Origin of the sequence: Syntrophaceticus schinkii (genome assembly GCF_000946815.1) — a bacterium.
Taxonomy (GTDB): domain Bacteria; phylum Bacillota; class DSM-12270; order Thermacetogeniales; family Thermacetogeniaceae; genus Syntrophaceticus; species Syntrophaceticus schinkii.
This window is the reverse complement of the sequence record NZ_CDRZ01000254.1, coordinates 1-19,366: the sequence shown is the minus strand read 5'-3', so window position 1 is coordinate 19,366 and position 19,366 is coordinate 1. Positions and strand designations below refer to the sequence as shown.

The window sequence follows — 19,366 nt, the reverse complement described above, 5'->3', positions numbered from 1 at the left end:
GTGAACTGTCACAAAACATCTTGGCCAATCTTATTTAATAACTTCACCAGAGACACCGGTTTCTTTTTCTACTATAATTGATCAGTTAAACTTCGCTGATCATAATTTTTCTAGTTCTTCAAAACCCAAGTGTATAATTAGCAACAAAATCTTCATCATACCATTTGTTGCAGATAATCCTATTAATCAGGCCTAAAGCAAGGGCTCCATCAGTCGCCGGTTTTACTTGCGCAAAAATGTCTGCTTTCATGGCGATTGATGAGCATTTAGGGTCAATTACAATAAGTTTGGCGCCTTTTTTACGTGCTTCCATAACCATATTTGCCAGGGGCGCCGCTGAATGCATAGGGTTTGCACCCCAAATAACAATACATTTGGAATTTAGGACATCAGGTGCAGGATAATGTCCTCTGATAGAAATATAGCCGAGTTTTCTACTCATTGAACATTGTGTATTGTTAGACAAATACGTCGGCGTTTGTTGGGCATGAGCAAATCTGCGTGCATAATCTTCCTGCTGATTAAATCCAATAGCCTCCCCTTTCCAAACCCCCACACTCTTATTACCATATTTACTTTGGATACACTTGATTTTTTCAGCAATCTCATCCAAAGCTCGATCTAAATCAATCTCTTCCCAACCCTTATTAGTTTTCTTCAGTGGCTTTAACAACCTTTGGGGAGAATATACATAATCACCGATCACCCTTGCTTTAACACAAGTCCGCCCCTTACTTATCGGGTGATTTTTCGACCCGGTCACATCGACGATGCGCCCATCTGCAAAATTTATGATAATTCCACACCGCTCATCACACATGCGGCAAAAGGTTTCTTCACTTTTTTCTTATAAAAGTACTCTTTCTACAAAAATATTCACCCCTAAAAGTACTAAGATAAAGCCATCCATCGCAGCGAAAACACATGCAGAAACCCAGAGTCCATTATTTTTAAAACTTTGGCCCTGATGCACCCAATTGTGCTGCCTTGATATAGCACCAGGGCCCAAAATAAATGAAATATCCCGCGTAATTCAAAAACCTTATTCAATCAACCCTTTTTCTTTCAAGAAATTCCTGGAAACAACATCAACACTCTGTTTGTCAATATCTACAGCTTTATTCAAAGCCATAATGGTTTCCTCATCCAGTATCTGACTTAATTTTTTCATCTGCTCAGGTATTTCGGGATAAGCATCGATGATCTCTTTTCTAAAAAGAGGTGAGGGGTTATAGACCGGAAACACCTTCTGATCATCCTCTAAAAGCACCAATCCGTAGCCCATAATCCTTGCATCAGTGGTAAAAGCAAGCCCTGCCTCCGCTTGTTTGGAATCCAATGCTTCATAGGTCATGTTCAGAGCAATGTGTACAACATTTTTCTTCGGATAGGAAAAATCATATACCTGTTCCCAGTGCTTCATGCCATCGGTACGCTCCTGCCACTCCTGGGAACTGGCAAACCTTATTTTGGCGCCATCATTGACTGCATCTACAAGATCCGATATGGTTTTTAAATTATATTTGTCTGCAATATCCTTTCTTACCATAACACCATACGTATTATTGAATGGAGAATAATCTAGCCAAAGGATGCCTTTCTTGGCATCGTATTCTTTGACTTTTTGATAGCACTCCTCTCCATCAAAACTCGGTTCCTGCTCCATAATATTGATCAACACAGTTCCCGTATACTCCCAATAACAGTCGATCTCCCCTGATTCCAGGGCAGGTCGAATTACCGCCAAGGCACCAAGACCAACTTTGTTCTCAACTGGATAGCCAAGATGCTCTAGATACTGGCAGGTCATAGTACCCAACAACAGTCCTTCTGTAGGAGGCTTGGAACTAACGATAATTGTAGGCTTTTTGCCGTTACTGTCAGATTTCGAATCGCCGCAACCTACAACCCCTACCAGAGCAAAGGCAAGCACTAGCATTAGCACTAGAATTCGAACGGATTTTTTCACTACTTATTCCCCTCTTTCGCCCAAAGGTATTATTTTAGATGCAGATCAGAGCAATGCCTTCTGATTTCAATACCACCCCCTCATATTGCAACATCGCTATCCTGACAATCCAGGCGGCGTAATCCTGTACTCCAAGTAATTCAACGCCCTGTCAAAAAAGAATTGCCAGCAAAGCACCCATACTTGCCCCAACAATCAGGAACTCTGCCCAAAACATATTTAAGCCGGTTACAATCAAATCTCCAAGGCCTCCTCCTCCAATGTAGGCAGCTAGAGTACCCATACTGACCACATAAACAGCAGAGGTCCTAATCCCAGTCAAAATAACCGGCATAGCTAATGGTAGTTCTACTTCTTTTAAAACTTTTTTCTCAGACATTCCCATGCCCTGAGCCGCTTCTTTGATATCAGGATTAACTCCATAGAGACCGGCAATGGTATTTCTTGCAATAGGCAAGAGTCCCTGGATAATCAGTGCTGTAATGGCTGGTTTTAATCCCAACCCGAGTATAGGCATAGCAAGGGCAACGACAGCCATCCCTGGGAAACTCTGTGCAATATTCAAAATGTTCATAACTATAACGCCACACTTCCTGTACCGCGGCCTTGTCAAAAAGACTCCTAATGGCAAGGAAATGCAAATCGCCACTGTCAGGGCTATAAGCACCATAATGATATGAATCATCAACGCATGAGGGGTTCTCGAAAGAGCATCAGCTATACGTATCCAGTTCATCTACTCCTCTCCCTCTTTCCCAGAAGCATATTTCCTTATATCTGTTAGAGAAAGCACCCCACAAATTTCATTCCTATTCATCACACCAAGATGCTCTGTATCCCATTCCAGCATCTGTGAAAGTGCATCTGTTAGAAGCTCTGTCCCTTCTATAAAAGCGCCTTTTTTGCTCAAGGCCATTTCCTTCAACCGATCCGGGCTGGCATCACTTGCTTTTTCTATGTCTTGCGCTGTAATCAATCCACAAGGTGAGTCTGAGCCATTCAGTAAAATGGAAACAGCGGTTTTTTCATCCTGCATCTTCTGGCTGATATTGTTTAGCTCATTCTCCCTGACGATGCAGGCGATGCCACTGGCAACATCACTAACTTGTAACAGTGTCAATTTTTTAACCACCCGGTCATGTCCGATGAAATCGCTCACAAATTCATTGGCGGGATTAGACAGTATCTCCTGTGGAGTACCATGTTGAATAAGTGTACCGATATCAAAAATGGCGATGGTATCTCCCATTTTGATGGCCTCATTGATATCATGGGTTACAAAGCAGACCGTTTTCTTAATCTCTTTTTGCAACCGGAGGAACTCATCCTGCAGGTGTCCCCTGACTATAGGGTCAACTGCACCGAAAGGCTCGTCCATCAGCATAATAGGAGGGTCAGCTGCCATCGCCCGGGCCACTCCTACTCTCTGCATCTGTCCACCACTGAGCTGTGCAGGATACTTGAACTTTGATTCTTCCGGATCTAATCCTACCAGTTCCAGCAGTTCATCAACCCTCTTGCTGATTTTTTCCTTGCTCCAGCCGTAAAGTCGTGGAACAATAGCCACATTTTCAGCAACTGTTCGGTGAGGCAGCAAACCGATCTGCTGGATGACATACCCGATGCTCATCCGCAGTTTATCAGGATCTTTGTTTAAGATATCCTCTTTATCAACCAGTATCGTCCCCGATGTCGGTTCAATCATCCGGTTGATCATACGCAAGATAGTGCTCTTGCCACACCCGGAAGGACCGACAAAAACACAGGTTTCTCCATCCTGAATCGTAAGTGTTAACTCTTTCACCGCCGGAACACTCTGTCCGGGATAGATTTTCGTCACATTTTTTAACTCAATCATATTTAATCCCCCTCACCCGCGTATCTCCTCTGTCAAAAGTAAATTAATTACTGCGGCGCACTCTTAATCCTTTAGGTACCATCAGCTTCTCAAAAAACCCGAGAACGGTGTCAAAGAAAATAGCTATAAAGGCTACAGTCAAGGCACCTACAACAATCATCTCAACATTGCCTCTCATCAGCCTTCGGTAATGAAGCGGCCCAGGTTTCTCTCCCCGATATAAGCAGCAATAGCAGCGATCCCTGTTGTCAAAACAACTGTAATCCTAAATCCCGCAAATATCACTGGAGCTGCCAAGGGAAGTTGAATCTCTTTGAGGATTTTCCAATAATTCATCCCCATCCCTCTGGCTGCCTCGATCACACTCTTATCAACACCCTTGATCCCCTGATAAGTATTTCTAACCAAGGGCATCATCGCATACAGAACTAAAGCCAATAGGGCTGAGCGCCTTCCAAGCCCTAAGAAAGAAACTGTTACAAAAACTGAAAACAGAGCAAGGCTGGGGATGCAGAAAAGCGTGTTGGCTATTCCCAGCATTGTGCCTGAAATACGCTCATAACGGGAGATTAGAACACCTACAGGGATCCAAAGCAACAGTGAAATAAGCACCGCTGTAAAAACAAGTGAAAAATGGTTCCCTGTGTACTCCCACATAAGTGACGAGTATGTCTGGATAAAATTGATATATTCCAAAAACTCACCCCCTCACGTAAGTACATGGTATTAACTCAAACTTTCTCTACCAGTTTCTCTACCAGCTTCTCCTCCACCAGGTAAGGCAAAGTGATATGCCCCTTACCCTGGTAGTTCCTGTTAAACTCCATACTTGTGGTAATGGAGTTCTCATTTCTGGCCCAGGAGCGTCTGGCTACACCTCCCATCACATCCCAGAGCAGGGCAGATCTGATGATTGTATCAACCCTTTCACTGCCATCCAGCAGCAGGCCGAAACCACCGTTGATCGACTTGCCGACTCCAACTCCACCGCCGTTGTGTAAAGCTATGAGGCTCATTCCACGGGCGGCATTGCCAGCAAAGCAGTGGGTGGCCATGTCAGCCATCACATTGCTGCCATCCTTGATGTTGGCAGTTTCTCTAAAGGGTGAATCAGTACCGCTGACATCATGGTGATCCCGGCCGAGCATCACTGGGCCAATCTCACCACAGCGCACCATTTCATTGAACTTAAGTGCAATTCGCATCCGGCCTTCCGCATCCTGGTAAAGGATACGCGCCTGGGACCCCACAACCAGCTTGTTTTGTTCCGCATCCCGGATCCAGATGTAGTTGTCACGGTCCTGTCCACGGCGATTAGGGTCAATACACTCCATGGCAGCGTGGTCGGTTTTAACCAGATCCTCATGCTTTCCACTCAGGCAGACCCAGCGAAAGGGGCCATATCCGTAGTCGAAGAGCATGGGACCCATGATATCTTCCACATAAGACGGCCAGATAAAACCGTCCTTTTCATCTATCCCGTTTTTGGAGATCTCCTTCACACCTGCATCAAACACTGCCTTCATAAAGGAGTTGCCGTAATCGAAAAAGTAGGTGCCCTGTTCGGTAAGGGCTTTGATCAGAGAAAAGTGACGCTGCAGGCTCTGGTCAACCAGTTCGTTGAACCTCTCCCGCTCCTCTGCCAGCATCCTTGTTCTCTCCTCAAAGGTAACCCCCTGTGGGCAGTAACCACCTTCATAAACAGCGTGACAGGATGTCTGATCAGAGAGAAGGTCAATATGAATGTTGTTTTCTACGGCATACTCCAGAAGGTCGACGATATTGCCGTGATAGGCGATAGAGATAGACTCCTTTTTGCGGATGTGCTCGTCGGCTGTTCTAAAAATCTCCTTCAGGTCGTCAGACACCATTCCCACCCAGCCCTGGTCATGCCTGGTCTTGATTCTGGAGTAATCCACTTCAGCGATAATACCTACACCTCTGGCAATTTCCACCGCCCTGGGCTGTGCGCCGCTCATACCGCCGAGGCCGGAGGAAACGAACAGGTGCCCCCGCAGATCACCATCCTGGGGAACTCCCAGCTTCAGCCGCCCGGCATTGAGCAGTGTGTTGAAGGTGCCGTGGACAATGCCCTGAGGCCCAATATACATCCACCCGCCGGCGGTCATCTGGCCGTAATTGGCTACCCCCATCTCCTCTGCAACCTCCCAGTCATGGGGATTGTCGAACATCCCCACCATCAGGGCATTGGTAATGATCACCCTAGGTGCATCAGGTTTGGAAGGGAAGAGTCCCAGGGGATGTCCAGACATAACCACTAGTGTCTGCTGGTCGGTCATTACCTCCAGGTATTTTTTGATCAACCGGTACTGCAGCCAATTCTGACACACACTCCCGGTCTCCCCATAAGTGACCAGCTCATAAGGGTAGAGCGCCACTTCGAAGTCCAGGTTATTGTCGACCATCACCTGGAAGGCCTTGCCTTCCATACAGTTGCCTTTGTATTCATCTACCGGTTTGGCGAAAATCCTTCCTTCCGGACGGTAACGGTAGGCGTAAATACGACCTCTTGTAAGGAGTTCATTTAAAAATTCCGGGGCGAGTTTCTCATGGAGGCTCTCCGGCACATAGCGAAGGGCATTTTTCAGGGCAATTTTGGTCTGGTGTTTTGACAGGTGAAAACCCCTGTCCGGGGCACGGCGAATACCGGGTACGAATTCCGGCATTTCCGGCAGTCGATCACTTAGTTTGACGGTCATGGCATCAGCTATCTCCAGATTAGTAATCATCTATTATCTCCTCTCTTATTAATCGTTGCGGTAGATATTTTCGTTAAATAGTTGCAGTAAACAAGGAAGCCCGTAGCTCCCGTACTTTCTATTATTGGGCCTTAATCCCCAGTTTGCGCATGCGGTACTGGAGATTTTGACGCACGATCCCCAGGGATTCAGCCGCCCTGGTGATATTGCCCTTGTGGCTGCGCAGCACATCTTCTATAACCTGTCTCTCTGTATCCTTGATGATCTCGTTCAAGTTGTTCTTCGTAGGTGTGTACTGGAGTGTAAGGTGTGTTTTTTGCTGTTTGAATTTGTGACGGATAAATGAAGGTAAGTGCTCAAAGGTGATCTTTTTTTCATCAGGGTTTAACATCACCAGACTGCTCTCAATCACATGCTGCAGTTCTCTGACATTACCTGGCCAATTGTAGTCTAAAAACGCCTGTTTCAATTCGGGATCCAGTCCCACATCCCGCTGTCCGTAAACCCTGCAGAAGTTCTTAATAAAATGAGTTACGAGTTCTTCAATATCCTCTGTGCGCTCTCTTAATGGTGGAATAAACAGTGTAAAAACTGCAAAACGGTAATAGATGTCTTCTCTCAATGTCCCCTCTTTAATACACTTATAGGGGTCAATATTTGTGGATGTCATAATCCGGCACTCCAAAGGGAGTTCTCTTGTGCACCCTACCCGCCGATATCTCCGCTCCTGCAAAACTCTAAGCAGTTTGGCCTGCAGGGTTGGGGGCATGGAATTGATCTCATCGAGAAACAGTGTGCCCTTTACCTGCTTGCTCTGAAACAACCCCTGACTGTCCTACAGCACCGGTGAACGCCCCTTTTACTGTGCCAAAGAGGGTGCTCTCCAGCAGTGTTTCCGGAATCGCTGCACAGTTGATCCCGACAAAGGCTTCATCCCGCCGGGTGCTGGCATTATGGATCCCCTGTACCAGCACCTCTTTTCCTGTCCCGGTTTCCCCATAAACCAAAACCGGAAAGTCGCTCAAGGCTGCTTTTTGTGCTTGATTTATCAGTCTATCAATCTGATCACTGGCATAGATAAAATCCTCAATTATGTAGCGTGTTCCATTATTTAAGTTTTTTGCATCTTCTCTCTTTGACTGAACCTGTCTCTGTAAATTCATGTTCTTAGTGAGCAGATCCTTAATCCTGGTGAAATCACGGCAGAGTGAAAACGCTCCAATAATCTCACCTTGATGGCTGACCGGGTAATAACTTGCCACAAGGTTAATCTCTTCCCCTTTAGCGGTAAAATAGGTTGTGGAGTGTTCTTTATATGGTTCTCCTGATTCGACCACCAGCTGGTGATCAAATTTATCTGAGGAAACCTTGTATACCTCTGAAAGATAGCGCCCTACTACCTCATCCCTTTTTAACCCTTCCATGCTTTCCAGGGCACTGTTAAAGAAAATTATCTTGCCCTCGGTGTCAGTTACAATAACACCTTCATAAACGGTATCGAGAACCTTTTCCAGCAATGCCAAACGCTCTTCCACCGGTTCCTGCGGTTCCCGCGGATCCCTGTGTTCCTGCTGTTCCCGCCAAGTCAGGACAGCTATAGTAACTGATTGACCATCCATATTGGTCTTTTCCGATTTAACTTGAACAGGGCATCCATCTTTATCTGTCAGTCTCCTGGTAGATTTGCCATCTGCAATGGATCTCAGGTCTTCCACATCGACCAGCTCTAAAACCATGGGACTTGTATAAACCAGCCCCCTGTCTTCGGCAAAAATGGCAATACCGCTGTCCAGTTGTTTGTTCTGCATCCCTTCACACCCCCAAAGGATGGAGTTATGCTTTATTTCGACTATATTCGACGGAACTCCTTTTAAATCGTGCTTACGATAAACGACCTCTTAAATAACTTTGGATCTCTTCTTGGATAGCGCGGGCATCTTCGAGGATCTTATCCCTCTCTATCTCCATCTCTGCTTTGAATTTTGGATCTTTTATGCTTTTCAAATTGATGTCCACATTGTACAGTGCCCCATTGATCCCGGACTGTGCCAGCAGTGAAGCCACACCGGCATCACTTAAAGCATTGGGGTTTCCGGAGGCCACAGCCCAGCGGCAAAGCCTCATCACCTCCAGGCACTGACGGGCAACTTTCAGGGGATGCATTGCAGCCCCCTGCAGTGCCTGCTGAATAGCCTGAGAACGCTTTTCCTTTTCCTGATCTGTTTCTTTCGGGAGGCGGTAGGCCTCCATGACCCGGTTAAAAGCCGCGGTATCAGCATCCACATCTTCTTCCAAACACTTCATTAGCTCCGCTGCCTTTTTCAAAGCTGCATCCACATCCCCATTGGGACCAGAGTCATTATTACCTGTGGTAAGATTGGCCACCATAGAAATCAAGGCAGCTGAAAGACTCCCAGCTAACGCAGATACACTCCCACCCCCGGGAGCAGGTGACTTTGATGCCAATTCTGCTAAGAAATCTTTTACAGTCATATCCATTAACATTGCAGGAAACCTCCCCTTGTTAGTGGTTGGTGGTTGGTCGTTGGTCGTTGGTCCTTCAGACTTCCGACTTCCGGTCTCCGATTTCTGCTTTTCGGTTGGTCGTTAGTCGTTGGAAAAAGATGCTCGAGATTTCGGTGACAGTCACCATTTACGCTAACTTGTCTTTACAAAGTTCCAATTTTGGTAACAGTCACCTTTCAATTTTGGTGACAGTCACCTTTTGGCCAGACTTGTCTATACAACCCATTCATTTTGGTGACAGTCACCATTTAGCCCAACTTGTATAGACAAATTTAGCATTCTGGTGACAGTTACCAACTACTCAGAAATGCGCTGGGAACCGTCCCTCCTGCACCCCATCCCTTGCGCAGAAATGCGCCGGGAATCGTCCCCTGACAGTCACCAACTAATCAGAGTCTTTTTTCCAGGACCTGGTCGGGCTGGAAGCCGTCGAGCCTCAGGTAGAAGGTGGCTGCATCCAGCAGGGCCTCCATGGGTACCAGTCCTACGATCTCGCTGCCGGTAATGGTCACACCGAAACGCTCAGCTTCACTCATTACTGTTTCAAAAACCCTGGCCAGGGAAACCTCTCTGAAGTTGCAGACATTGATGGTAACCTGGGCGGTATTTGTCTCCTCAATGAGAACCCCCAATGCCTTGATGCTGGAAAAGCCGCCGCTGCTTCCGCGGATGGTTTTGGCAATTGCCTTAGCAATCTCCAGATCATTTGTGTTCAGGTTGATGTTATAGGCCACCAAAGGAGGCCGCGCTCCCACTGCTGTCGCGCCCGCTGTGGGGTGCATCTGGGAAGGGCCAAAGTCCGGATGTCTCTCCGGCTCTTTGATCGCCTCCTTCAAACCTTCATATTCACCGCGGCGTACATTGGCCAGGTTCTTGCGTTTCGGTTTTACTGCTGCCTCTTCATATAGAAAAACCGGGATAGACAGCTTTTCTCCGATCTCCTGACCCAGTTCCCGCGCCAGTTCTACACACTCATCCATGGTCACCCCGCTGATGGGAATCAAGGGGATCACATCAGTGGCGCCGATGCGGGGGTGCTCACCATGGTGGTTTTCCATATCGATCAGCTCCGCCGCCATCTGGGCTGCACGGAAAGCAGCTTCCTTCACCCCCTGGGGTTCCCCCACAAAGGTCACCACTGTGCGGTTATGACTGGCATCTGATGATGAATCCAGGATCTTAACACCCACTACAGAGCGAATGGCCTCCAGGATTCTCTCCACCACATCCATCCGGCGTCCTTCGCTGAAATTGGGCACACATTCCACAATTTTCATCGGCACTACCCCCCTACAACTATTCGTCCAGATTTGACAACTTTATCCACCAGGTTCGTCCCGAACCGATACATCAAATACCTGTAATCCTGGGCATCAAAGATGACCAGGTCAGCCCTTTTGCCTTCTTCAATGCTCCCTACACTGGAGGCACACCCAATGGCATGGGCGGCATTGATAGTCACCGCAGAAATCACCTCTGCCGGGGTCATTTTCAACTGGCGGCAGGCGATGCCCATCACAATCTGCAGTGAGTTGACCGGGCTGCTTCCTGGATTGAAATCGCTGGATAGGGCCACAGCTGCTCCCTTTTCGATCATCTTTCGGGCCGGGGCATACCGCTCACCCATCACACAGAAGGTTGTAGCAGGCAGAAGAACAGCAATGGTTTCGGAGGCAGCCAGCATTTCGATCCCCTGATCTGAAATCATCATCAGGTGATCCGCAGAGGTCGCTCCCAGCTCAGCAGCCAGTTCCGCTCCACCCAGTGTGACCATCTCATCCGCATGGATCTTCAGCTCAAAGCCCAGCCTTTTTGCCTCTAATAAAATCCTGCGGGTTTGCTCCACTGAAAAGACGCCCTCTTCACAGAAGACATCACAGAACCTGGCCAGCCCTAAAGGTGAAATGGCAGGCAGCATCTCCTGGATAACCAGATCAACGAAACCATCCGGGTCATCTTTATATTCTTCTGGAATGGCATGTGCCCCAAGAAAGGTAGGCACCAGGTCCACAGGTTGTGTCTCTTGCAAGACCCTGATCGCCTCCAGCATCTTCAGCTCATCCTTCAGGGTAAGGCCATAGCCGCTCTTTGCTTCCGCGGTTGTGGTCCCCTGAGCCAGCATCTCATCCAGATATTTTGCAGCAGTCCTGACCAGGTCTTCACAGCTGGCCTCCCTGGTGGAGCGTACAGTGTCCAGGATCCCGCCACCGCGTGCCAGGATTTCCAGATAGGGCATCCCCTGAATCTTCATCTCCAATTCATGCTCCCGGGAACCGGCAAAGACAACATGGGTATGTGGGTCCACCAGCCCTGGCAGAACCACCTTCCCCTGAGCATCGATGACAACAGCATCCTCTTCCAGTTCCACTCTATCCTGAAGCTCCGAGGTGGTGCCTACAGCAGCGATCACTCCATCCCTGGCTGCTACAGCACCATCTGTGATCACGGCGATCTCTGAAAGCTCATCCCCTCGTTTGGGGTGATCCGAGTTCCCCGCAACTGTCACCAGCTGCCCGGCATTTATTAATAGAAAATCAGCTCTCATATCTTTTTTCATCTATAAAACTCCCTTCAAAAAAGCCGCAAACTCAAACCCCCTGTGCCCATCTCAGCACAACTTTCCGCCTACAGCTTTTTCAACTTCCATGCTGATCAACCTGGACTGCAATAAATCATGCACCTGATTAAGCTCCTCATAAAGGATTTGGTCAGCATCTTTAAAGGGAACCCTCTCCCGAATCAACCGGTAAGCGATTCCTGTCCCCTGGCCAACCTTATGGGAGATGAACTCCATGCCGCGGCTGGCAGCCAACATTTCCGCTGCGATAACCCAGGAAACATTCTCCACCACAGTGCGCACCTTGTGAGCCGCTATAGACCCCATGCTGACATGGTCCTCCTGGTTGCCCGATGTGGGAATAGAATCCACACTGGCTGGGTGTGCCAGGACCTTGTTCTCGGAAACCAGGGATGCCGCAGCATACTGGAGCAGCATCAGCCCGGAGTTCAGACCCCCGTTTCTGGTCAAAAAAGGCGGCAGATCTCCATTCAGTGATGGGTTGACCATTCTCTCAGTGCGCCGCTCAGAGATGTTGCCCAATTCGGAAACAGCGATCGCTAAAAAGTCCAGAGCCAGAGCCAACGGCTGTCCGTGGAAGTTCCCCCCACTGATCACATCTCCCCCATTGGGAAGATGAGGGGGTTGTCGGTTGCGGAGTTGATCTCCGTTTCTAAAACACCTTTCACATAATTGATGGCATCAAATGAAGCCCCATGCACTTGAGGTATGCATCTTATGGTATAGGCATCCTGCACCCGCTTGTGTTTTTCCCTTCCCATCAGTTCGCTGCCCTTCAAAAGCCTCAACATCAACTGGGCACACAACCTCTGCCCCTGATGAGGGCGCACTTCATGCACCCTGGGATCAAAGGCATTGGGGATACCCTCCAGGGCTTCAAAGGACATGGCAGCAGCAACAGATGCCGCTTTAAACAGCTCCAGGGCATCAGATACCGCCAGACACCCCAGGGCACTCATGTACTGTGTGCCATTAATTAGAGCCAACCCCTCCTTGGCAGTGAGGGAGATTGGGCGCAGCCCAGCAAGCTGCAGAGCATCTTTAGAAGACATCTTCTTGCCGCTGTACTCCACCTCTCCCAGCCCGATCATGCAAGAGCAATGTGTGATAGAGGAATCAAATCACCGCTGGCACCGACTGACCCCTTACAGGGAACCAGCGGGTGAATACCGCTGTTCAGCATATTTAACAGCAGTTCCACAAGCTCAAGCCGGACACCTGAGTAACCCTTGACCAGTGAGTTGGCACGAAGCAGCATCATCGCACGAACAGCCTCCTGGGGGAGGGGTTCCCCTATGCCGCAGGAATGACTCATGATAATATTTTTTTGTAAAGTATCGCAGTCTTCTTTAGAAATGGAAACATCGCTGAACTTACCAAAACCAGTGGTAATGCCGTAAGCAACCTCTCCACTGGATATAATTCTTTCCACGATTTTCCTGGATCTGAGCAGCTTTTCTTTCCCTGACACATGCAGTTTTACAACAGCCTTATTTCTGGCGACCAAAAGGACCTGTTCCAATGTCAGGTGCTCGCCATCTATAAATATTGTGTGTTTGATAGCTGTCTCCATTTCAATCATTGCTACAAAACCTCCTAAGAATATGGTTCAAAAACAAAGGGAGCAGAAGGCACATATGTGTGCCTCTACTCCCTCATAGCTCATATCTGTGAGTAGTGAATCGGGCTAGATTTACTTTATTGTCTGTTCATTAAAAAAACAAAAGGGAGATACACGCATCAATACAGTTGCGTCTACTCCCTTATATCTCATAACTATGAGCCTTCGCATTTATAGTATACTAAATCAAAAATCCTTTTGCAAGTAAAACTTAAAAGTGGTTCCTTGAGACCCTTTTTGCCTTCCTGCTCCCAACTTTCACAAACAGTTCTCTGGAAATAAATTGGCAAATCCTCACGAAGTTTATATCCATGAATAAGCATCCTGTTTTAATTAACCTTGGACTTTTTCCGGGTGAAAGGTAGTCATCCTCTTCTCTTTTGTGATTCTTATCCAGTAAAGGGTCGCAAAATAACCAACAGCAACCAGCGCCCTCCACGCTACGCATAATTACTTTGCATTCATATATTCTTTGCGTCACTAGCATTTCAGTTCGGAGTGTAGTACCCTTCGCCCCATCCCTTTTCAGCGACCAGCCAGCAAACTATTGTTCGTCCTGAAAAGTACAAGGGTAACTGCCTTCAGTGCGACTCGAAACAATAAGGGAGCAGGACAAAAAGAATTATGCGCCTCTACTCCCCAATGTCTCATATCTCTAAGTAGAACAAGCCCTAATCACTGCTTATTTAGCCCTGATACAGCCCCTGGCGGTGGACCTTAAGGTAATTAACACAGTAAGGGTCCTTCCCCAGCAAGGCCATGGAAGCATAGAGAAAGCCCATCATGGTTTTATCCAGGGGATCCATAATGTAGGAGTCCATCCCAGCAGTCATGGTCTGGATCATAAAGACTTGGTTAAGCACCTTGCGGTTGGGCAACCCAAAACCTATATTGCTCAAGCCGCAGATATTATGAACCTTTGGATACTCACCTTTGATAAAACGAAGCGTCTCCAAAACCTCCATACCCGCCTGGTCACCGGTACTTACCGGTTTAACTAGGGGGTCGAAGTAGATATCTTCTTCAGGCACACCCGCTGCGGTGAGATCCGCAACCAGCTTCCTGACAATGTCAATGCGCTGTTCCGCGGTATCCGGCATTCCGGTGTCATCCATACAGAGAGCCACCACTTTAGCCTTATATTTCAAAACCAGCGGTAGAACGGCACTGTAGCGCTCTTTCTCTGCAGTGATGGAATTAATCATCGGCTGTCCCTTGGCTGCCAATTCTAATCCTGCTGCCAAGGCCACCGGGCTAGGACTGTCAATACACAAGGGAACATCTACCACATCTCTAACAAGCTTAACCAGCCACCCCATAACCTCCGGTTCGTTATCAACCATAGTACCACAGTTGACATCGATGTAATGAGCTCCAGCTTCAGCCTGTTTTTTGGCAATATCCCTGATGTAGTTTTCATCACTGTTAGCTACGGCTTCTTTAATAGCTTTACGACTGGTATTAATAAGTTCTCCTACAATAAGCACTTTACCGACCTCCTTGATGGTTAAAAGTTGTCATTAGTTAACTGATCACATGCAAAAACCGTGCCCAAAAACCCTTACTACATATCGGAATCCTTTTCATGTCAATGTTGGCTTCCCCTACGCAGATAAATAATAAGCTATCCACTAACAGTTGTTGTCTCCTACATCATCACTACTCAGGATTGAAACGACTGTATTGTGTTGGCTGAACTCCTTCTCTTTTTTTAAAAACTTGACTGAAGTAATTGCCATCAGAATAGCCGACTTGTTTTGCTATATCATCTTCGGAGTCTCTTACCGCGATCCCGGTTTTCCTAATACTGGCTGCATGTTACAGCAACTGAATCCCCCTTTCTCTCTATTTAGATACTAATTTTTCGGACAACTTCTTCTTGTTTGGCGAAGACAGTACCTCTCAAAATAATTGCCAAAGGATTTGACAGTTGCGGTCTTAATAAATTATTTTTTCAAAGCAAGCTTCTATTAATTAAATCACTTAACAATCACTTAAATTTATTGTTATTACTTAGATATTTTGTCCCAGCTCCACAAAACGCAAAAAAAAAGAGCCCTCGAATTAGGGCTCACCTTTCTCCTTTTTAAACAAATTATATTTTATAATTCTGTGCTTGTCCGTTACACTTCAAACCTCTGTTACCCCTTGTCACAGAGACATAACGGGCAACAATATAAACTGTCGGTTTCAATGTGGTATCAAGCCTGGCAAAGAAGCATTTATTAAACCAATGTTCTTAGTCTTTCCGCATTTCTAGATAGTTGAACTAGACTATCGACCAAACAGAATCAGCAATTCAGGATAAACATAGTTTGCAATGATAGTAGACCGCATATTATTAGATGTTGTTAATACCAAGCCCCATCACTTCATGTTCAAAACCCTTGATCGGGGCACCAATTGTGCCGTAAAGAGCAACAGCCAGCCACTCACCGTCAGAATAGTCTCCGGCCAGGCGCGGCCCCCTGACAACACTGAAAATTAACCCCACACTGCGCAGAATACTTCCCAGTGCCAATTCCCCGCGGCATACCCCGTGAAAGGCATCCAGGATGGAGTGATAAAGGGTATGTTCCTCCCGATACTGGTTCTGAATGATCCCTCTCCTTTTAGCTGCAGTCTCCACCGCTGCAAAGATCTTTTCGCCATCCATAGAGCCTGCCCGCCCTTTAAACAACTTGTACCCCAATTCTTCTCCCTTTTTAAAGATCTTGTTCTCCTCATTGTTGGAACTAACAGCAAGCAGAACTGCCAACTTCCCGATGGTCATATCGCTGTTCAAAAAATCGCCTCCAATATTCGATAAACAATCCACAATAACTATTGCCTTTATAGCATGATTGCGTTTTCAGTAATGCTAATCATGGGTTTTATAAACGGGTAATGTTGGAGAACTACAGATTACAGACCTTGTATATTAGTTCTTTATCAGAACAAAAAATCCTCTCAAAATTTTTATCGAATGCACCGGGAACGGTTCCTGGCACATTTCTGAATCACAGGGACGGCAGAAATGCAGTGGGGACGGTTCCTGGCGCATTTCTGGATTTCTAGATCACAGGAACGGCAGGAACGTCAGATGCATTAAAAAAGAACGAAATCAGCAAAGACCAAAATACGCCGTCACATCCTGCCAATCTATTTGGAGAGTTAACTGACACGGATACACATAAATACCGCAGCAAGAATCCCGCCTCACCCTTGCGATAACCGGACCTCCAGAACCTGGTCATGCTGAAAGCCGTCGAACCTCAGATAAAAAGCGGCTGCTTCCAGCAGGGCCTCCATGGGTACCAGTCCTACGATCTCGCTACCAACAATGCTCACACCGAATCGCTCAGCTTCACTCATTACGGTTTCAAAAACCCTGGCCAGGGAAACCTCTCTGAAGTTGCAGACATTGATCGTCACCTGGGCTGTGCCGGTTTCCTCGATCAAAACCCCCATTGCCTTGATGCTGGGATAACCGCCGCTGCTTCCGCGGATGGTTTTGGCAATAGCTTAGCAATCTCCAGATCACTTGTGTTCAGGTTGATGTTATAGGCCACCAAAGGAGGCCGCGCTCCCACTGCTGTCGCGCCTGCTGTGGGGTGCATCCGGGCAGGGCCAAAGTCCGGATGCCTCTCCGGCTGGCTGATCACCTCTTTCAGGCCTTCATATTCACCCCGGCGCACCTTGGCCAGGTTCTTGCGCTCGGGTTTTACTGCTGCCTCTTCATAGAGAAAAACCGGAATAGACAGTTTTCCCCCAATCTCCTGACCCAGCTCCCGAGCCATCTCTACACACTCATCCATGGTCACATCGCTGATGGGAGTAAAGGGAATCACATCAGTGGCGCCGATGCGGGGGTGCTCACCATGATGGTTTTCCATATCGATCAGCTCCGCCGCCATCTGGGCTGCACGGAAAGCGGCTTCCTTCACCCCCTGGGGTTCCCCCACAAAGGTCACCACTGTGCGGTTGTGACTGGCATCTGATGACGAATCCAGGATCTTGACACCCTCTAAACTCCGTATGGCATCCAGGATTCTCTCCACCACATCCATCCGGCGCCCTTCGCTGAAATTAGGCACACACTCTACAATTTTCATCTCCGCCCTCCTTAAGACCACCGCTCCTTCCGACCTACGTTCGTCGGGAAAGGCAGCTAACGAAGCCATCACCCATACCAGATCATACTTGTACGCGTACACCAAAGACAGTCCCCCCTTGCACGCGGAGTGATAGCTTGACCATTCCCCAATGCCCCGAAACATTGAGCAGTTCCATAGTCTCCGGTTCGTTGCCAAAAATATTGCCGAAATTCACATCGATGTAATAGGATACCACTCAAAACAGTTATTTCGTGGCGGTTACTTCGATTTCCTTGCTTGCTGAGCCGTATGCCAGTCAGAAAGCCTTGTCTAACGAGGCGAAATTACAATTCATGCACTGGGGAACCACCCCCAGTGCATCAGAGATCTCTTCTCTATCCATAGAACCTGCCCGCCCCTTCTGTCACAACGCTTAAGCCGGGTTCAGACAAACACGATCAAAGGACAGCTCCTCGGAAAGCCCGTTTGCCTGGGGCACCGGCCATTCCAAAGACTAACTACCAACCACTAACAACTAAATTAAGGCAGCAGTCCCTGTCGCCCAGGCGGTACCATCTTTTTTCCGACCTCCGGCATCCGGCTTCCGACCTCTATTTTCATAATAAGTAAATTACTCAAGCCTGACCCCGTTTAAGGCAAACAGATCTTCTGCCCCACCTGAAGGTTACCCGGATCGATCCCTGGATTTGCTGCAAGCAGCGCATCCACGCTAATCCCGGTCGCCTGGGAAATCTGATAGAGGGTGTCCCCCGGAGCCACCACCCAAAACACCCCTGAGGGACAAGGGGGAAATTCCTCTGGCAGGCACAGAAACTGGCCGATCTGCAGGTTAAAGGGATCTACACCGGGATTTATAAGCAACAGTTCATTTACTGATGTCCCCACAGCCGTGGCAATGGTGTACAGGGTATCACCTGCTTCCACCCGCCAGTAGCGGCCGGAAGAGCAGGGAGGTTTTATTTGTACCATTTTCATCACTCCAGTTTGGTTTTTCCCCTGCGCAGTGCTGGTATTTTTTTCCCAGGGTGTTTAGCCCAACTAAATGCAGCAGTAACCGTTCCCACTTCAAATAAACATTCTCAAGAATTTTTAAGGCTTTTGAACAGTCCCCACTGCACCCAAACACCACTGCAGGAGAGTCACTTCAATATTCTATGACTGCAAAGCCAACAACGTCCCGGCGTTCAAACTTAAACAATCCATAAAAAAAGATGCCTGCTCCCCTTTCAGGAAACAAACATCTTTTCATGTTAAAGCTGAGTCAAACGCTGGAGTGATAGGGCAACCAACAGGAAACTCTATCAATGTGGTTCAGCACTCCATCCGCTGGTTCGTGTCCAGCCTGGATTGGTTCAAGAGAATCGTCCTTGATTCACTCCACCACCTCGTGGCTAGCCTAGATACAGCAGTAACCGCCCCTTACAACTTGGATCAAGAGTACCGCCCCTGTAAACCAATCCCTGTGAACCATGCCAGCCAGCAGTTCTTCAGAGAGCCCATCCTCTACCATCCGCTGAATCACACGCCACAACAGACGGGCACCCAAATATTCACATAGTCTGCCTTCTCCGGTGTATCTTCTCAGAAATGCGCCAGGAACCGTCCCCGGTGCATCTTATCTGTGTTTGAACGTCAGTTTACCCTCTCCGGCATCCACGAGAATCTCATCGCCGTGCTTGAATCTACCGGCCAGCAGTTCTTCGGAGAGCTCATCCTCCACCATCCGCTGGATCACCCGCCGCAGTGGACGGGCGCCGAAGGTGGGGTCATAGCCTTCTTTGACAAGAAGTTCTTTGGCCTCCTGGGTAAACTCCAGCTGCAGCCCAAAGTCTGCGATGCGTTTGCCGATGGTCTTTAGCATCAGTTCGACAATCTCCCTCATATGATCCTCAGTTCAAGGGCATGGAAAACGATAACCATCATCGAACTATTCGAAAACTCCGGGGCGGAAGGTTGCGCCGCAACTCTTCAATAACCCGTTCCCTTCATCGACTCGT

The 19,366-nt window shown here is 47.8% G+C and carries 19 protein-coding genes and 3 pseudogenes; all 22 read right to left on the bottom strand.

Annotated elements, in window-relative coordinates; genetic code table 11:
* Positions 1 to 118: 118 nt before the first annotated feature.
* Positions 119 to 706 (bottom strand): molybdopterin-dependent oxidoreductase, encoded by a 588-nt coding sequence (locus SSCH_RS11460; RefSeq protein ID WP_232294399.1) that lies wholly within the window; start codon positions 704 to 706, stop codon positions 119 to 121.
* Positions 695 to 832: pseudogene (locus SSCH_RS21165) on the bottom strand (hypothetical protein); the annotation flags it as partial. The pseudogene SSCH_RS21165 and the gene SSCH_RS11460, both read right to left, overlap by 12 nt.
* Before the next feature lie 210 nt (positions 833 to 1,042).
* The gene (locus SSCH_RS11455) at positions 1,043 to 1,969 is read right to left on the bottom strand and encodes an ABC transporter substrate-binding protein (protein ID WP_232294398.1); all 927 of its coding nucleotides are present in this window, start codon (positions 1,967 to 1,969) and stop codon (positions 1,043 to 1,045) included.
* Positions 1,970 to 2,120: 151 nt separating this feature from the next.
* On the bottom strand, positions 2,121 to 2,705 hold the full coding sequence (locus SSCH_RS11450; RefSeq protein ID WP_198142423.1) for an ABC transporter permease: 585 nt from the start codon (positions 2,703 to 2,705) through the stop codon (positions 2,121 to 2,123).
* Entirely contained in the window at positions 2,706 to 3,827 is a 1,122-nt protein-coding gene (locus SSCH_RS11445) for a betaine/proline/choline family ABC transporter ATP-binding protein (protein WP_044665576.1), read from the bottom strand. It abuts the gene before it with no gap.
* Positions 3,828 to 3,870: 43 nt separating this feature from the next.
* On the bottom strand, positions 3,871 to 4,005 hold the full coding sequence (locus SSCH_RS21160) for a hypothetical protein (RefSeq protein ID WP_269746196.1): 135 nt from the start codon (positions 4,003 to 4,005) through the stop codon (positions 3,871 to 3,873).
* Positions 4,005 to 4,523 carry an ABC transporter permease gene (locus SSCH_RS11440; protein ID WP_198142422.1) on the bottom strand — a complete coding sequence of 173 codons (519 nt, stop codon included), beginning with the start codon at positions 4,521 to 4,523 and terminating at the stop codon, positions 4,005 to 4,007. The genes SSCH_RS21160 and SSCH_RS11440 overlap by 1 nt, the downstream gene beginning before the upstream one ends.
* Before the next feature lie 35 nt (positions 4,524 to 4,558).
* Entirely contained in the window at positions 4,559 to 6,577 is a 2,019-nt protein-coding gene (locus SSCH_RS11435; protein ID WP_044665575.1) for a urocanate hydratase, read from the bottom strand.
* Positions 6,578 to 6,668: 91 nt separating this feature from the next.
* Entirely contained in the window at positions 6,669 to 6,938 is a 270-nt protein-coding gene (locus SSCH_RS20395; protein ID WP_232294404.1) for a helix-turn-helix domain-containing protein, read from the bottom strand.
* Positions 6,918 to 8,166: pseudogene (locus tag SSCH_RS11430) on the bottom strand (sigma-54 interaction domain-containing protein); the annotation flags it as partial. The gene SSCH_RS20395 and the pseudogene SSCH_RS11430, both read right to left, overlap by 21 nt.
* A 262-nt stretch (positions 8,167 to 8,428) precedes the next feature.
* Positions 8,429 to 9,052: a cyclodeaminase/cyclohydrolase family protein gene (locus SSCH_RS11425; RefSeq protein ID WP_044665574.1), complete on the bottom strand. Its 624-nt coding sequence runs from the start codon at positions 9,050 to 9,052 to the stop codon at positions 8,429 to 8,431.
* 410 nt (positions 9,053 to 9,462) lie between these two features.
* Complete coding sequence (gene ftcD, locus SSCH_RS11420) at positions 9,463 to 10,350, bottom strand: glutamate formimidoyltransferase (protein ID WP_044665573.1); 888 nt, start codon at positions 10,348 to 10,350, stop codon at positions 9,463 to 9,465.
* Positions 10,351 to 10,355: 5 nt separating this feature from the next.
* The gene (gene hutI, locus SSCH_RS11415; RefSeq protein WP_156972258.1) at positions 10,356 to 11,630 is read right to left on the bottom strand and encodes an imidazolonepropionase; all 1,275 of its coding nucleotides are present in this window, start codon (positions 11,628 to 11,630) and stop codon (positions 10,356 to 10,358) included.
* Between the two features lie 51 nt (positions 11,631 to 11,681).
* Positions 11,682 to 13,233: pseudogene (hutH, locus tag SSCH_RS21470) on the bottom strand (histidine ammonia-lyase).
* Between the two features lie 725 nt (positions 13,234 to 13,958).
* A complete protein-coding gene (locus SSCH_RS11405; RefSeq protein WP_044665572.1) occupies positions 13,959 to 14,759 on the bottom strand; it encodes a methyltetrahydrofolate cobalamin methyltransferase in 801 nt (266 codons plus the stop codon).
* A gap of 172 nt (positions 14,760 to 14,931) precedes the next feature.
* The gene (locus SSCH_RS22020; protein ID WP_408645734.1) at positions 14,932 to 15,036 is read right to left on the bottom strand and encodes a hypothetical protein; all 105 of its coding nucleotides are present in this window, start codon (positions 15,034 to 15,036) and stop codon (positions 14,932 to 14,934) included.
* 577 nt (positions 15,037 to 15,613) lie between these two features.
* Positions 15,614 to 16,057: a HutP family protein gene (locus SSCH_RS11400; protein WP_269746194.1), complete on the bottom strand. Its 444-nt coding sequence runs from the start codon at positions 16,055 to 16,057 to the stop codon at positions 15,614 to 15,616.
* A gap of 413 nt (positions 16,058 to 16,470) precedes the next feature.
* Positions 16,471 to 16,722, bottom strand: a complete 252-nt coding sequence (locus tag SSCH_RS22480; protein ID WP_332306933.1) for a hypothetical protein — start codon at positions 16,720 to 16,722, stop codon at positions 16,471 to 16,473.
* Positions 16,710 to 17,468 (bottom strand): glutamate formimidoyltransferase, encoded by a 759-nt coding sequence (ftcD, locus tag SSCH_RS11395; protein WP_332306934.1) that lies wholly within the window; start codon positions 17,466 to 17,468, stop codon positions 16,710 to 16,712. Before ftcD (SSCH_RS11395) ends, SSCH_RS22480 begins: the two co-directional genes overlap by 13 nt.
* A 531-nt stretch (positions 17,469 to 17,999) precedes the next feature.
* The gene (locus SSCH_RS11390) at positions 18,000 to 18,344 is read right to left on the bottom strand and encodes a LysM peptidoglycan-binding domain-containing protein (protein ID WP_232294397.1); all 345 of its coding nucleotides are present in this window, start codon (positions 18,342 to 18,344) and stop codon (positions 18,000 to 18,002) included.
* Between the two features lie 421 nt (positions 18,345 to 18,765).
* A complete protein-coding gene (locus SSCH_RS18365) occupies positions 18,766 to 18,915 on the bottom strand; it encodes a hypothetical protein (RefSeq protein WP_269746193.1) in 150 nt (49 codons plus the stop codon).
* A gap of 69 nt (positions 18,916 to 18,984) precedes the next feature.
* Entirely contained in the window at positions 18,985 to 19,251 is a 267-nt protein-coding gene (locus SSCH_RS11385) for a hypothetical protein (RefSeq protein ID WP_044665570.1), read from the bottom strand.
* Between the last annotated feature and the right edge of the window lie 115 nt (positions 19,252 to 19,366).

Bases quoted from the DNA above. Each gene is read 5' to 3' on its own strand.
- SSCH_RS11425 (WP_044665574.1), bottom strand. From the start codon at position 9,052: ATGTTAATGGATATGACTGTAAAAGATTTCTTAGCAGAATTGGCATCA.
- ftcD (WP_044665573.1), bottom strand. From the start codon at position 10,350: ATGAAAATTGTGGAATGTGTGCCCAATTTCAGCGAAGGACGCCGGATG.
- SSCH_RS11450 (WP_198142423.1), bottom strand. From the start codon at position 2,705: ATGAACTGGATACGTATAGCTGATGCTCTTTCGAGAACCCCTCATGCG.
- SSCH_RS11435 (WP_044665575.1), bottom strand. From the start codon at position 6,577: ATGATTACTAATCTGGAGATAGCTGATGCCATGACCGTCAAACTAAGT.
- SSCH_RS21160 (WP_269746196.1), bottom strand. From the start codon at position 4,005: ATGAGAGGCAATGTTGAGATGATTGTTGTAGGTGCCTTGACTGTAGCC.
- SSCH_RS11385 (WP_044665570.1), bottom strand. From the start codon at position 19,251: ATGAGGGAGATTGTCGAACTGATGCTAAAGACCATCGGCAAACGCATC.
- SSCH_RS20395 (WP_232294404.1), bottom strand. From the start codon at position 6,938: ATGTTAAACCCTGATGAAAAAAAGATCACCTTTGAGCACTTACCTTCA.
- SSCH_RS22480 (WP_332306933.1), bottom strand. From the start codon at position 16,722: ATGGGGGTTTTGATCGAGGAAACCGGCACAGCCCAGGTGACGATCAAT.
- SSCH_RS11390 (WP_232294397.1), bottom strand. From the start codon at position 18,344: ATGAAAATGGTACAAATAAAACCTCCCTGCTCTTCCGGCCGCTACTGG.
- SSCH_RS11445 (WP_044665576.1), bottom strand. From the start codon at position 3,827: ATGATTGAGTTAAAAAATGTGACGAAAATCTATCCCGGACAGAGTGTT.
- hutI (WP_156972258.1), bottom strand. From the start codon at position 11,630: ATGAAAAAAGATATGAGAGCTGATTTTCTATTAATAAATGCCGGGCAG.